Annotated in this window: 14 protein-coding genes and 1 riboswitch; of the genes, 4 read left to right on the top strand and 10 right to left on the bottom strand. The window is 46.7% G+C overall.

The window, feature by feature from the left end; translation table 11 throughout:
• Nucleotides 1-4: 4 nt before the first annotated feature.
• On the bottom strand, nucleotides 5-253 hold the full coding sequence (gene purS / locus ACFVS2_RS29460) for a phosphoribosylformylglycinamidine synthase subunit PurS (protein WP_007717324.1): 249 nt from the start codon (nucleotides 251-253) through the stop codon (nucleotides 5-7).
• Nucleotides 246-965, bottom strand: coding sequence for a phosphoribosylaminoimidazolesuccinocarboxamide synthase (gene purC / locus ACFVS2_RS29455; protein ID WP_173618370.1), 720 nt, complete (start codon nucleotides 963-965; stop codon nucleotides 246-248). The genes purS and purC overlap by 8 nt, the downstream gene beginning before the upstream one ends.
• 362 nt (nucleotides 966-1327) lie before the next feature.
• Here purC and tnpB point away from each other — a divergent pair, with 362 nt between their 5' ends.
• The 3 genes from tnpB (at nucleotide 1328) to ACFVS2_RS29440 (ending at nucleotide 5016) form a co-directional block, all read left to right on the top strand.
• Nucleotides 1328-2452: an IS200/IS605 family element RNA-guided endonuclease TnpB gene (gene tnpB, locus ACFVS2_RS29450; protein WP_390239895.1), complete on the top strand. Its 1125-nt coding sequence runs from the start codon at nucleotides 1328-1330 to the stop codon at nucleotides 2450-2452.
• 152 nt (nucleotides 2453-2604) lie between these two features.
• A complete protein-coding gene (locus ACFVS2_RS29445; RefSeq protein WP_390239893.1) occupies nucleotides 2605-3804 on the top strand; it encodes an iron-containing alcohol dehydrogenase in 1200 nt (399 codons plus the stop codon).
• 96 nt (nucleotides 3805-3900) lie between these two features.
• A complete protein-coding gene (locus ACFVS2_RS29440) occupies nucleotides 3901-5016 on the top strand; it encodes an aminopeptidase (protein ID WP_173618373.1) in 1116 nt (371 codons plus the stop codon).
• Between the two features lie 110 nt (nucleotides 5017-5126).
• Here the strand turns inward: ACFVS2_RS29440 and ACFVS2_RS29435 are convergent, their stop codons facing one another.
• From ACFVS2_RS29435 to ACFVS2_RS29420, 4 genes are all read right to left on the bottom strand, one after another.
• Nucleotides 5127-5642, bottom strand: coding sequence for a GrpB family protein (locus ACFVS2_RS29435; RefSeq protein WP_173618374.1), 516 nt, complete (start codon nucleotides 5640-5642; stop codon nucleotides 5127-5129).
• Nucleotides 5643-5784: 142 nt separating this feature from the next.
• Nucleotides 5785-7374: a helix-turn-helix domain-containing protein gene (locus tag ACFVS2_RS29430; RefSeq protein ID WP_390239891.1), complete on the bottom strand. Its 1590-nt coding sequence runs from the start codon at nucleotides 7372-7374 to the stop codon at nucleotides 5785-5787.
• Between the two features lie 151 nt (nucleotides 7375-7525).
• Nucleotides 7526-8530, bottom strand: coding sequence for an ABC transporter substrate-binding protein (locus ACFVS2_RS29425; protein ID WP_390239889.1), 1005 nt, complete (start codon nucleotides 8528-8530; stop codon nucleotides 7526-7528).
• Nucleotides 8531-8867: 337 nt separating this feature from the next.
• The gene (locus ACFVS2_RS29420; RefSeq protein ID WP_390239887.1) at nucleotides 8868-9086 is read right to left on the bottom strand and encodes a hypothetical protein; all 219 of its coding nucleotides are present in this window, start codon (nucleotides 9084-9086) and stop codon (nucleotides 8868-8870) included.
• Between the two features lie 108 nt (nucleotides 9087-9194).
• Nucleotides 9195-9352: riboswitch (cyclic di-AMP (ydaO/yuaA leader) on the top strand.
• 7 nt (nucleotides 9353-9359) lie between these two features.
• Here ACFVS2_RS29420 and ACFVS2_RS29415 point away from each other — a divergent pair.
• Nucleotides 9360-9947 (top strand): CAP domain-containing protein, encoded by a 588-nt coding sequence (locus ACFVS2_RS29415; protein WP_007717300.1) that lies wholly within the window; start codon nucleotides 9360-9362, stop codon nucleotides 9945-9947.
• 148 nt (nucleotides 9948-10095) lie between these two features.
• On the opposite strand, the gene ACFVS2_RS29410 is transcribed toward ACFVS2_RS29415, so the two are convergent.
• The 4 genes from ACFVS2_RS29410 to ACFVS2_RS29395 form a co-directional block, all read right to left on the bottom strand.
• Complete coding sequence (locus ACFVS2_RS29410) at nucleotides 10096-10371, bottom strand: hypothetical protein (protein WP_390239885.1); 276 nt, start codon at nucleotides 10369-10371, stop codon at nucleotides 10096-10098.
• A gap of 119 nt (nucleotides 10372-10490) precedes the next feature.
• Nucleotides 10491-11582, bottom strand: a complete 1092-nt coding sequence (locus ACFVS2_RS29405) for a HAMP domain-containing sensor histidine kinase (protein WP_390239883.1) — start codon at nucleotides 11580-11582, stop codon at nucleotides 10491-10493.
• Between the two features lie 42 nt (nucleotides 11583-11624).
• Nucleotides 11625-13778 carry a serine racemase VanT catalytic subunit gene (vanT, locus tag ACFVS2_RS29400; protein ID WP_390239881.1) on the bottom strand — a complete coding sequence of 718 codons (2154 nt, stop codon included), beginning with the start codon at nucleotides 13776-13778 and terminating at the stop codon, nucleotides 11625-11627.
• The gene (locus ACFVS2_RS29395) at nucleotides 13762-14562 is read right to left on the bottom strand and encodes a M15 family metallopeptidase (protein WP_390239879.1); all 801 of its coding nucleotides are present in this window, start codon (nucleotides 14560-14562) and stop codon (nucleotides 13762-13764) included. Before ACFVS2_RS29395 ends, vanT begins: the two co-directional genes overlap by 17 nt.
• Between the last annotated feature and the right edge of the window lie 2 nt (nucleotides 14563-14564).

Raw genomic sequence — 14564 nt, 5'->3', positions numbered from 1 at the left:
ATCCTTAGCCCTCCACGATATCAAAGCGATAGTCTTCTACCACCGTATTGGCCAACAGCTTTTCGCACATTTCACGTACACGCTCTTCTGCTTGCGCACGGTCAGAAGTGTTCAATTCCAGCTCCATGTACTTCCCGATGCGCGCATTGTTTACTTCATCAAAACCCAAGGTGTGCAGAGCACCTTTTACAGCGTGTCCTTGCGGGTCCAAAACACTCTCGCGCAATGTTACATAAACAACAGCTTTAAACATGTACGTCTCCTCCTAGTCTCGTAAGCATTTCTTTGTAAGCTTCCTCCACATTGCCCAAATCACGGCGGAAGCGGTCTTTGTCGAGCTTTTCATTCGTTACTGAATCCCAGAAACGGCATGTATCCGGGGATATTTCATCGGCGAGGAGAATCTCCCCGTCCGCTGTTTTTCCAAATTCCAGTTTGAAATCGACCAAGGTAATGTTGCGCTCGCGCAGGTAAGGCACGAGGACCTCATTTACAGCAAGACCCATGCGCTCCAATGTCGCTTGGTCACTCTCGCTCGCAATCCCCAACACTTTGATATGGGAGGCATTCACCAATGGATCTCCCAGTGCGTCATCCTTGTAGTAAAACTCGACAACTGGCTGCGGGAGCACAGTCCCTTCTTCCATGCCAAGACGCTTGGCCAATGAGCCTGCTGCGATATTGCGAACGACTACCTCCAAAGGGATAATCTCCACTTTGCGAACAACTTGCTCTGTGGCGGACAGCAAACGGACAAAATGGTTGTCGATGCCCCGCTCCTTCAGCATGGTGAAAAAGATTGCCGTAATGCGGTTGTTCAGCTCACCTTTTCCGGTGATTTGCGCCCGTTTCTCTCCATTGAATGCTGTTGCGTCGTCTTTGTACTCTACCCAGTACTGATCAGACAAAGATGTCCGATAAATACGTTTTGCCTTACCTTCGTAGAGTTGTTCCTGTTTTTCCACCGTAGGAGTCACCTTCCCAGTCAAAAAGGTTGAGTTTAGGTTAATTCACGAACGTTTCAACTACATTAAAACACAAACATACGCATTTATCAACGAAAAATGCTGGAATACACTTCGACAAACGTTCGGGATTTACACTATATTTTCACACATACATTCTTTAACATTCGTTTACATGCCCTTCATACTGGCTTTATTATAATAGCCGAGAAGACCCCACTTCTCAGCCTTGCATAGCTTGACGAAAGTGGGGGATGAATCGGCGCTGCTAAGGAAGGACCCCTGCTTTTTCGGTTGTTCCCAACACTTTTGTAGAACGTACGTTCCTTTTGTGGTAAACTTTTTATGGGAGGAGGTGAATCATGATGCTACGTAAAAAATCGTTTCAATTACGCATTTTTCCCAATCATGAACAAACAGTACTCATCGAGAAAACATTGGGTTGCAGTCGGTTTGTGTTCAATCGATTTCTGGCACGTTGGAACGAAACCTACAAACAAACTGGCAAGGGGTTAACCTACCATTCTTGTTCTGCTCAATTACCGCAGTTAAAAAAGGAACAGCCCTGGCTCCAAGAAGTAGACAGCACAGCCCTTCAATCTTCCCTCGACAACCTCGCAGATGCTTTCTCACGATTTTTCAAGAAACAAAATGAAGTGCCACGTTTTAAAAGTAAGAAGAATAAAGTCCAGTCATATACCACGAAACACACGAATGGAAACATCAGAATCGACGGTAATCAAATCAAACTGCCGAAACTTGGCTGGGTGACATTTGCAAAATCCAGAGAGGTAGAAGGGCGGATTCTGAATGCAACGGTTAGACGGAATCCAAGTGGGAAGTATTCTGTTTCGGTGCTTTGTGAGGTACCTTACTCTCCGTATATTCCTGTTGAAAAAGAGAAAACCATTGGCATTGACCTGGGTCTCAAAAAATTTGCTACGTTTTCAACGGGGGAAAAGATCGGGAATCCCAAGTACCTTCTTCTGTATGAAAAGAAAATGAACCAATGGCAAAGGAAGCTTTCACATAGGCAAAAAGGCGGGAAAAATTACGAAAAAGCGAGAAGAAAAGTAGCCATCTTGCATGAAAAAGTAGTCAACACCCGAAACGACTTCCTGCATAAACTGTCCACCCGGCTGATTCACGAAAACAAAGTGATCTGTTTGGAGGACCTGCAAGTAAACCACCTGATCAAAAATCACAAGCTGGCCAAAAGTATTGCCGATGCGTCATGGTCTACTTTTCGCTCCATGCTGACATACAAAGCCGAATGGTATGGACGAACGCTCTCCTTTGTCGGTAAACAATTTCCTTCCAGCCAACTTTGCTCCACACCAAACTGCGGGAACCGCAGCAAAGATGTCAAGAATCTGAACTTGCGAGAATGGACATGTTCGAACTGCGGAACACGGCATGACCGTGACGAGAATGCCGCGATCAATATTGAGCGAGAAGGACTTCGTTTGTTGTGTCTCACAACTTAACTGTCGGGACGACAGGGATAGCTTGGCGCATTTCACTTCGGTAGAGGTGACTACCCAAGAATCCCCCACCTCCAAGCAGTAGCGTAGGTGGAGGGAGTGTTCAAGGTAAACTTGTCAGTGGTACAACCAATACGTGAAAGAAGGAATTTCAGATGTTTCCATTTGAAGTGTCTTTTCCTACCAAAATTTACTTTGGCATGGGCGAACTGGAACGTTTGGGCCAAGAAGCAAAATCGATGGGCCAAAAAGCATTGCTCGTCACAGGCGGCAATGCGGCCAAACGTACAGGAATTTTGGACCGCGCCAAGGCTCTGTTGCAGGAAGCTCAAGTGGCGTATCTTGTTTTTGACAAAATCGAACCAAATCCGCGTACAGCAACGGTTGATGCCGGAGCTGCTCTTGCTCGTGAGCATCAGTGTGACTTCATCCTGGCTATCGGTGGCGGCTCCGTGATGGATGCCTCCAAAGCGATTGCGGCAGCAGCCGTTTCTGGACGCCCGATTTACGATTACATGCGGGGAAATCCGAGCGGCTCTGGTCAATTGCTGGTACCCGTTCAGGAAGCATTGCCAATTATGACCGTCCCGACAGTAGCCGCTACAGGTTCGGAAGCAAACCATATCAGTGTCCTGACTCATTGGGACACGCATGAAAAATCTTCGATCAACGGCCCAGCACTTTACCCGAAGATTGCCATTCTTGATCCGTCTGTCACCTTTACCGTTCCAGCTCGGGTCACAGCGGAATCCTGCGCCGATATCTTTTCCCATCTGTTTGAAAACTATTTGATTAGCGCGGAAGGAACCCACGTTCAGGATGGGATTTCCGAAACACTCATTCGTCTCGTCGTCGAGCACTCCATCACAGCGATCCAGCAACCAGACAATGCAGAAGCACGAGCCACCCTTTTGTGGGCGAGTACGCTGGGCATCAGTCCATTCGCTGCTGGCGGTCGTGGTGCTGGTATGCCGTTGCACGGAATTGAACATCCGCTGAGCGGAATCTACGATATGGCTCACGGTCGTGGACTGGCGCTCCTGTCTCTTCCTTATTTTGAACAGGTGATTTTGCAAGACCGTCCCGAGAGACTAGCCCGTATGGGACGTCATTGCTTTGGCGTTACCGTGGAGGACGACGGCGAAGCAGCACGAGCAACGATTGAAGTCGTTCGCCGTTGGTATGAGCGCATGGGAATCACAGAACGTCTGTCTGACTTCGGCGTGAACAAACAATCGCTGGCACAAATGGCTGAAGAAGCGGTTCGCATCGGCGGACGCGGAATCGGGTATCTGCCTAGCTCACGAAAATTGAATGAATCCGATGTGATCGCGATCTACGAGGCTTGCCTGTAATCGAAGCATCAAACACACTGGCGAGCCTTCGCTCAGTTATGTAATAATACAAATTAATCATTAATCAAAATTATTTTACTACGGAGGTTACCACCTATGGCAGATCCACGCATTAATGAACTGGCAAGCCGTCTCGTCCGTTACTCACTCCATTTGCAAAAAGGCGAAAAAGTTCTGATTGAAAATACAGGCCTGCAACCTGAACTCGTTCGTGCACTTGTGCGTGAATCATTTGCAGTTGGGGCTCTGCCTTTGGTCACCTTGAAAGACCAGGAAATCATGCGTGCACTCTATCAAGGCACGAGCGAAGAACACATGGCTCTGATGGCAAAATACGAGTATGACCGGATGAAAGACATGGACGCTTACATCGCTATCCGCGCTTACGACAACATCAACGAGTATGCCGACGTAGCGGAAGACAAAATGGGCATTTATGCTCGCGTCCTGTATCAACCTGTACATACGAACGAGCGCGTTCCGAACAAACGCTGGGTTGTACTGCGCTACCCGAACAAGTCGATGGCGCAACTGTCCAAAATGAGTCTCGAGGGCTTTGAAGACTTCTACTTCTCCGTCTGCAATCTAGACTACGCAAAAATGTCCGCTGCCATGACTCCGTTGAAAGAGCTGATGGAGCGCACCGATCGTGTACGCATTGTCGGTCCAAAAACTGACCTGCGATTCTCCATTAAAGGAATCAATGCCATCAAATGCGACGGCAAACGCAATATCCCGGATGGTGAAGTATACACCGCTCCTGTGCGCGATTCCGTGGAAGGAACGATTTTCTACAACGCGGCATCGATCTACAACGGCGTTACCTTCAATGATGTTCAGTTCACTTTCAAAGAAGGAAAAATCGTGGAAGCGACCAGCTCCAATACCAAAGCATTGAACGACATCCTCGACACTGACGAGGGCGCACGCTATATCGGAGAATTCGCGATCGGCTTCAACCCGCACATCCTCCACCCAATGCTGGACATCCTGTTTGACGAAAAAATCGCGGGCAGCTTCCACTTCACGCCAGGGAATGCTTACACAGTAGCAGACAACGGCAACCGCTCCTCCATTCACTGGGACTTGGTCCAAATCCAACGCCCTGAATACGGCGGCGGCGAAATCTGGTTTGACGATGTGCTGATCAGAAAAGACGGGATCTTTGTGTTGCCAGAGCTGGAAGGCTTGAATCCGGAGAATTTGATTTAAATGAAATGAATGAAAAAATGGGTTAGGGAATGAGGTTCCCTAGCCCATTTTCTATTGTTCAGAGAAAATAAAGTATTAGACTGGCCTGGTCCATTGAGCTATCGTACCCGTTAGTTGAATCCTAAACTGTCCAAAATTGAATTTATAAACTCAGTTTTTTCATCCGTATACAGTAGTTTATCTTTTTCGTGTTTCTGGGAGAGTTTCACTTTCAACTCTTGATATTCGTTTAGTGCTGCGTCATTTTTCAATAAATAGTCTCTAAATGCAAGTATCTTTTCTAGATACAAACTGCCTGTTTGGAACATGTGAATTTGATGAGTTCTTGGCTCACCCTTACTGAAATAATGTCTGTCGGGAAGTATGTTTGTTCCCCTATAAGCATATCCAAGCCTCTCTAAGCCTTGGACACATTCACTCCCATGTTGATAATCTTTTAATTCAATTCCAATATCAATTATAGGTTTCGCCGATAAGTTTTTCACAGCCGTACTGCCTATATGGTGGACTGCCAAGATAAGTTCGCCAAGTTCATTTTCTATCTGTGTTTTCTCCCATATAAATTCCTTCTCCCACTCTGCCGTCCAAGCGATAAGAAAGACTTTACCTTTGGGTAGTCCTAGCACTCCTATCACCTCTGCATCAAATTAATCATTCTATTATAATCCAAATTCGTTGAGCGTAACTGCCCGTTAGTTCAACGGTCCTGGTCTAAAACTTTGTTATCTCTGTACAGATGCAGACCATTCAGTCGCAAGCAAAACCAAATCAAGCTAACGATCGCAGTATATCATCGATTTTTTTGCCGTTGGAAATAATTCCGTTATTCATCCAAGTTAGAAAATCAACCTCGTAAACGCGGTTGTTTCGTACAGCAGGCAGATCACGCCACTCTGGCTGCTCCAGCAGTTCCCTCTCCTTTCCTTCTGCCTGACTATGCCACTTATCGAAAGTAATGAACAGATGATCCGCGGTTAACGTACGCAGGTCCTCTACAGAGAGATTGAACATGCCCGGCCTATTCGCTTTTGAAGCTACACCTACTGCGGAATGGGAGCGCAAGCCAACATCGCCATAGAGAACAGTCGAAACAAAGCCTTGCCCTTCTCCCGCATATTGGATGATGTGGTCCGCCGAGATACGTAAAAAAGCGACCGTTTCACCTTTCATAACCTGACTCAGCGTATGACTCGTGCTCCGTGCTTTGAAATCATACTTTGCGATAGCATCGTCGGCCAACTCCGTCCGACCGAAATAATCAGCGACGGTACGCAGCAGCGTACGCCAATTACTTGTCTGCTCACGCAGGATGCACGTGTTGGATATGCGTCGGCACTGAGAATATTGCAGTTGCTCGTAACGATCTATAAGCAATATCAAATCCGGCTTATAACCGGAAAGCGCGTCAAAGTTGCCGCCGTTCTCGTCGAACGTCGGAATATGGTTTAAGCCTAGATAGTCTTGTTTTCCCCATTTCGCATGCCAATACTGGGCGATAGGCTGCATATCCAGCGCGACTATGAAATCCTCCAAATACGGCGCTACTACTCTAAGCTGTCCCTTGCGGCTGCGACGGTATTGTCCGGGCGATATGCCTACCGTCTGCTTGAAACGACGATTGAAATAATATTCATTGTTGAAACCTGCATTCAGCGCAATATCGAGCAGCTTGTCATCGGCGCTTGCCAGCCACTTCTTGGCTTGATTAATCCGTACTTCATTCAAGTACTGAAGCGGTACTTGACCCGTAGCCTCTTTGAACAGACGGGTATACTTCCAGCGATCAATGCCTGCGAGGGAGGACAGCTCCTCCAAGTTCAGAAGCTCACGGTAATACTGATGAATATGCCGTATGCTAAGCTCTACCCCATTCCGCTCGATATCCGTTCCCTTATCCTCGGCTGCAGGTGCATTTTGGCGGAATAGAAAGAGCAGCAGCTCTTGAAATCTCACAAATCGTTGGAACAGCTCGAGCTCGTCGCTCGCCCCGCGGAGCTCATATAACTCATCAAGCAGCTCCATCGTCTTCGCGAAGGGTGCGCAGGCAAGCTCTTGCTTATCCGGCAGCAAGCTCGAAGCTGCTTCATAGCCGCTCGTTTCGAAGCACACTTGGTAATAGCTGCAGCTCATAACCTCTTGATCAACATATAAAGATCTTCCTGGCCCCTGCAAATAGCATTTTCCTTGTCCCGTCCCGCTCATTATAATGAGCAGTTCAAAGCTTTCCTTATCGTTTCTATCGCTGCCGTCCAAATCACTCATTTCTGCTTGCTCGCCCGCAACGACTAAGCGGATCGATCGCAGCGCATATTGGACTAAAGGAGCAGTCCCAGCTTGTTTGCGCTGTTCAATATCCATCGTTACTATCAACCGCCTTTTAATTGATATTCATTCTCAATGAATATAGTGTAAATCAAATCGAGCCACCCATCAACCTTCGTTGAAAAGCGGCTCTTTCTCAATTATGGCGATGAGTCCCGCCAATGAACTTAATCACTCTTATTTCCTGCTAAGAAGCCAATAATCGAAGTAAATCATCCATCTTCAACCCGTTGGCCGTAATGGCTCCCGTCTGCCAATACGATCTCTCTACGGGATATACATGGCCGTTCTTAAATGCAGGAACGGTCTGCCATAACGGATCTGCCTTCATTTCCTCAAGCGCTTTCGTGTTGCTCTCATCCTCCCACGTCCCGTTGGACGGAAGCAAAATAATATGGTCCGCGTCAAGCTCCGGAATGACCTCCTTCGACAAGACGATATTGCCCTCCGTCATCGCCTCGGCGAACCTCGGCGCCTTCAGCCCAAGATCCTCATACAAGATTTGTCCGACAAACGTGTTATGAATGCCGAAAATATTAATCGATTTATCTACGACGTTCATCCGCAGAACAACAAGCTTCTCATCGCCGATCGCCGCGTTCAGCTTCGCCTTCACATCGACAATACGGGCTTCGTAATCGGCAAGAACCTGCTCCGCCTTGTCGCTGAGACCAAGCAATTCGGCGATTAAGGTCAATGTTTTGCGCGAATCCGCAAGTACGTCGTCCGGCAAGCGGAACGTCGGCGCAACCTTGGAATAGAGCGCGTATTGTGCTACATCGACCTCTCCGGCGCCGATGATCAAGTCCGGCTCGGACACAAGCATGGCTTCGATGCTGCCGGTCACGTCGAACAACGGCACTTCCAGCTTCAAATAATCCTGCTTGCCCCACATCGGGTTATAATATTGGACAATAGGCGTTACCCCAAGCGCAACCAAATAATCTTCACGATAAAGAGCTGAGATTCGCTTTGGATTTGTCGGAATCTCTACCTCTCCGAAGCCATCGGTTACGACGCGCGTTTCCGTCTGAGGCGGAGCTTCGCTTGGCGCTGCCGTTGCCTGTGCAGGCTGATCGGTAGTCACCGTGGCCACAGCTTGATCGCCTGTCGAGCCGCAACCTGTCACCGTAATCATTGCTGCCGTTATAAGCGATATCCATCCTGTTTTCATAAATCCCGATCTTGCCATGATTAAATTCACTCCAATAAGTTTTATGTTTTGTAGCAAAACAATTCGTTGATTTATAGTGATAATCATTATCATCTTACTTGAGTAAATTTTACCCCAAATTGGATTGCATGCTCAATACACATTCTCTACGACCAGCTTTATACAAACTCGTCACTTCCTGACTAACGAAAAACAATAAAAAAAGGAGCCTCGCATAAGAGGCCCTATCCACCTGCACTGTCTATGAGGTATGCTGAATCAGCTCGGGAAGCATTCGGAGCAGCCGCCGATCATATGCGCATCCCTTTTTCTGACTCAACTTTTAACGTCAGACCCCACTTAAGCGATTGAGCGGCTAGGATTTGCGAACAGGTAAATATGCTTTTGGAATTTTACAGGCGACACTGTAAGCGGGATTGAACACGTTGGCCACCTCATATTCGACGACTTGGCCGAGCAGCAGGCTTGCTTCATTTACCGAGAGCCGATAGTCTTCGACTAGCAAGGAGAGCATTTCAGTAGCTGCGTGCTGAAGCGCTTGTTCGAGCGGTCTGGCGTTGCCGATGCAAGACAAGTGAGTGTCGGACTCCACCCTCTCAATAAAACAAGAGATATTCTTATTAATCCTACCAAATTTTACGGGTTTCTTTCACCGGTGAATCTCTGTTATTCTAGGTCATGCCAAACAAAACAGCCGAAACTTCCTCTCGAATGGAAGTGCGGGGGATCTTTTTTACTTGCAGATGAGAGATCTGCATGGGGTGAATCGCCAAAGTGCGTAGGGTTGTTTCCTCAATCCGAATCCGTCAACTAACCTCGTAGGCAAAAAAAAGGAGACGATGTGAATATGAAACGCCTTGGTACTATTGCAATCGCGACATTGGGATTGGGATTTGTTCTTTCCGGCTTTTCTAACACAGCTTCTGCCGCTACCACATGTCCGCAATACGGGTATCAACCATATATGCAACCTGTCCAACCGCAAATGCAAGCACCTTACGCAGCACCAGCGAATCAACAGCAGCCAGCTCAACAGCCAGTAAAACAAGCTAACCAACAAGTGGATGCTTCCTCTGTTGGGAAGCAAGTAACTGATTTGGTAAACCAAGAGCGTGCAAAAGCAGGTCTGAAGCCAGTGGAACTGGATGCTTCCCTGAACAAAGTTGCACAAGCAAAAGCGGCTGATATGTCCAACAACAACTACTTTGACCATACAAGCCCTACGTATGGCTCTCCATTTGACATGATGAAACAATTCGGTGTATCTTCTATGACCGCGGGTGAGAACATCGCCATGGGTCAACGCACCGCTGAGGAAGTCATGAACCAATGGATGAACAGTGAAGGACACCGTCAAAACATCATGAATCCTTCCTTCACCAAAATCGGTGTAGGCTTTGTGAATGGATACTGGGTACAAGAATTCATCGGATAATGAAATTGGATATAAATGCCGAGTCCTCTAGCGGGGACCCGGCTTTCTTGTTTTTTCGAAGCCTTGTCTGGAGTGGCCCTTGAACATCTATCTCCGTGAAAAGCCAACAGCTAGCTTTATACGCTTTATTCAGATTTACTTCCCATTTCTAGTTGGTTTGTCTTAGTCCTTGCATATTCGTATCGTTGTATTTACGTATTTTATCTGCTTCTGGTAAAACAGCTCCCTGAATTGAAAAGTCTGACAGGGTTACATTCCTACTCGATTTTCTTAAGGGTTTGTTCTCTTGGTTACGTGCCTGTTCCATTTTTTTATATGCCTGTAGTGCTTCCTTATCCCCTTGGTTAATGGCCCCAGCCCAAGTAGCCAATGATATTCCAGCAACAATTACCGCACCTATCAATGTCCATGTGTATTTATTCATAACTCCCCCAAAGTTAATTCGTTTCGTTATAAGAATATTCTGTTAAAATTTGAATTCCCATGAATCATGCAATAAAAAAAATGGAGACATTGAAGCGTCTCCATTTTTTTGCGATCATTTCATCCATACGGCAACCTGACCTCAAAACATGTACGAATCAAATCACTTTGAACAGAAATCGTTCCCCGATGCTTCTCGACGATATTTTTTGCAATAAACAGGCCGAGTCCTGTGCCTCCCCCTTGATGCGTTCGCGCTTTATCGCCCGTAAAAAACATTTCAAAAATATGCGGCAGCGCCTCCTCAGGTATCTGGTCACCGTAATTCATGATTTGTACGACCACTTCATCGCCCTCACGATAAGCGTTCAAATCGATAAATTGGCCATCGCCCCCGTAGCGTATCGCGTTGGTCAGGATATTCTCAAATACGCGCGCCAACAGCTCTCCATCTCCCACGATTACTAACTGAGCAGCAATCGTACATCGTGCGACTAGCTCATTTTTCTCAAAGGAAGGATACATCTCTTCATTTAACTGGACAAGCAATTCACTCAAATCAATGACCTTTTGCTCGAGGTTGACCATGCCGTAATTCATTCTCGTAATTTCGAAGAGCTCATCAATCAGCTTTTCCAATCGTTGCGACTTGGTAAAAGCAATCGTCGCATAATGCCGCATTTGTTCTTTTGGCATCTGCTCGTCTCGTAAAACTAAATCTAAATAACCCAGTACGGATGTCAGCGGTGTGCGTAAATCGTGCGCCAGATTCAAAACAAGCTGATCCTTGCTGCTTTCGGCGAAATCTCCTCTTTCTACCGCCTTTTGCAGCATTTCACTTGCCAGATTGATATCCTTGGCGATATCTGCGAACTCATCATTGGATGGAATATGGACATGCCGAGTAAAGTCTCCACTGGCGAGATAATGAATGCCCGTGGAAATCTCCCGAAAGTAGCTCGCATACCGTTTGGTCAGGTGATAGAAATACAAGATCGCAATGGGAGCAAAGACAAGCAAAAAGAAATTGATATCCCCCATCTCCCTGATGAAACGGCGAACCTGGGCGAGCGGATCTTCGTACTTAACCTCCATCCGATAGTAAAACTGGAGTACTTTATAAAGCAGAAAGGTTACGATACCGGCCAGAAGCATGCCAAGCCCAAGAAGCCCAAGCATTTTGGAACGAAAGCTATGTCTCCTCTTCACCATGGAAAAAATGAACCACTCCCTATCCCAATTTTCGTCCAGAGATCAATCATGATAGACTCGTTTAACACGTTCTCCCAAACAGCTTACCAGCTCGTTCGTAATGGTTTTACATTGATGGGCCATTTCCTCGGCAGTGATACCCTCTTCTTGATCTCTGCCGATAAAGGTAACAACATCCCCTTTTTGCACCTCTTCCATGTCTGTAATATCTACAATAAGCTGATCCATGCAGACAAACCCAATAATCGGTCTCCTTTTTCCTCTGATCAAGCAGGTAGCGCCCGATTGTGACAGCATACGCGGAACCCCATCTGCATATCCGATGGATACGATGGCAATCTTGCTGTCTTTCTGCGCTGTGTGGGCGCGTCCATAGCCCACATATGCTCCTTTTTCCACCTGTTTCACCTGTACAATTCTTGCTTTCAGTGATAACACAGGCCGTAGGTCGACGCTTGTTTTTACCTTATCGCCCTGCTTGCTCAACATCCCGTAGAGAGCGATCCCAATCCGAGCATAATCGTATTGCAGCTCCCCGTAATTCAGCACGCCGTAACTGCTCTGAACGTGCAGCTTCTGTGGATCGATCCCCTTTTCTTTCAGCTGTTCGATCACTTTTTGGAAACGGGCGATTTGATTTTTCGTGTATTCGATATCCGAAGCTTCCAAACTGTCAGCCACACTCAGATGCGTAAAGGTACCGCATACCTGCAAATTTTTATAACGATACATGGCCGCAATTTTTTCTGTGTGTTCCCAAGATTCCCCGAGTCTCCCCATCCCCGTGTCGATCTTGATATGAACAGGGATTTTCACGTTGTAGCCATTCAGCTTTTGGGCATATTCGTCATCTACTACGGTTTGCGTCAGTCTGAAACGGGCGATTTGGCGTATCCGTCGTTCATCGGTATAGCCAAGCACCAGAATCTTCCCTTTTACGCCTTTCTTCCGTAGCTCGATTCCTTCATCGATTGTGGCAACTGCGAAGTGATCAATCCCGAGCTTGTTTAAGAACCTCGCGATTTGCCATCCGCCGTGGCCATATGACTGCGCCTTGACGACTGCCATCACTACACAATCCTTCGGGAGAACCCGCTCGATTTCCCTGACATTATGTTGGAGATGAGGAAGATGGATATCAGCCCATGCTCTTCCTGTTTGATCCGGTTTCCCACCTCGAAAGCGCTGGATCAGCCTCATCGCTATCACAGAAAGAACAAACGACAGCACCGTGACCAATGTAAAATGCACCAAGCTGTTTTCAACAAGCAGCCCTGTCAGTCCCGTTACTTTGGCCGCTCCGCGAATGAGCACAACACACAGCGGATGAATGACATAAACATACAGGCTCAGCTTTCGTAAGATTGGGCGATTTTTGCCTTTCCAGAACAACAGTAGTTGAAAGAGAAAATACATGCACGGTATCAAAAAAATATACATACTGTCATGACGTTGCAGCTGATAAGCGTGTAAAAGCAAGCCTTCCATTACCAGCATACTTCCGAACAAAACAAACCCGATGGCATACGGTGCGACCTTTTTCTTTTTCCGTCTGCGGGTATTGGCAATCATCCCTCCCATGACAATAAACACAGGGGCAAAAAATATACCGTTCCGCGTGTAATCAAACAGGGTAAACATCGATTGATAGATACTGTCCACATATGGATTCATCTGTGCAAATCCATAGTAACTGTCTCCCAATAGCCCGATGCCATACAGCAGCAAAGTCACCCAAAACGTGTTCCATGCGGATAGTCTTGTATACAAAAAGGTACTAATACACACCCCCAACATAATGCCAGGGAAATACCACAGATGATACAAGGTCCCGTTAAACAAGAGGTCTTTCACGACTGAAAATACGGTAAGTTGATCTGTAAAATACCCTGCATACACATTCACTGGAAGATAGAGAAGAATCGAAAGCAAATATAGCTTTCCTACTTTCCATAAAAACTGCTTCAGCATAGACGCATTTCTGTTGCGATCTGTGCCAAGCTTTTGCAAGAAGAAAAATCCTGTGCACATAAAGAAAAATGGAACCGCAACCCTGGCAATTGTTCGTGTCAGTGTAAAGTCAGCCCATTCGCTAATGGACAGCAGGGGAGAAGTATGGATTGCGATGACAAGGATCGCTGCAATGATGCGGAATTGATCCAGCCCGCCATACTGTTTTTCACTCCCCACGTTCATTACGTGCCTCCTGATGAAACACTGTAATGATAAATCCATCCACGTTGTTGCCCGATATTTCGTATTTCTCACCAGCAACAATCGGGATGTGCGTAACTGTATCGCTAGCCTTTACATAGTAGATTTCAATGCTCTCATCATCCACTAGCAAATGCTCCTGATGAAATTCGTAGTTTTTCACATACTCGATATACTCTTCCAGACAAAGCTGAAGCTTTTCCATTAAAACAGCATGTGGATAGCCCACATACCGAAAATGCCAAGGCTCATCCGAAATCCCTGTCAGCTGTTCCTTGTCTTTGTCGTAGCGTTTGATAAACCCATATTGACTGGCACGTTGGCGAAACATTCGGCATACGCCATGATCGGGAAAAGAAGGGCAAATAAAATCGATCTCTTCTCTCTTCTCCCCTACATCTATCGCAAGCCCTGTCTGATGCTCACTTTCATTCGGACGCGCAACAAATTGACTAGTAAACACCTGTCCATTTTCGAGCAAGGATTGATCATAAATATCCTTTTGTTCCGTCTTGCTGCGAAAGCCACTGACAGGTACGATTGTATGCTCTGCGTTGCAGGCTTTCAGCAGTTTGGCAAACATCTTCGCAGCCGTGTTTTCCAGCATCATATTGTTGTGTGCTCCATCGATCAGCCGCATGCGGTTCAGTAGGATACCGTCGTCTGTTTGCCAGCGGATCGGGTACTGGCGATTCACCAAAATCAGATGGCCGTGATGCAGATTGTCGCTGTTCAAAGAAATCGTCGAGACGTGAAGTTGTGTCATCG

This window comes from Brevibacillus sp. NPDC058079 (assembly GCF_042885155.1).
Classification (GTDB): Bacteria; Bacillota; Bacilli; order Brevibacillales; family Brevibacillaceae; genus Brevibacillus.
Note: the sequence above shows the minus strand (reverse complement) of the source record. Positions and strands in the feature narration are given on the sequence as shown.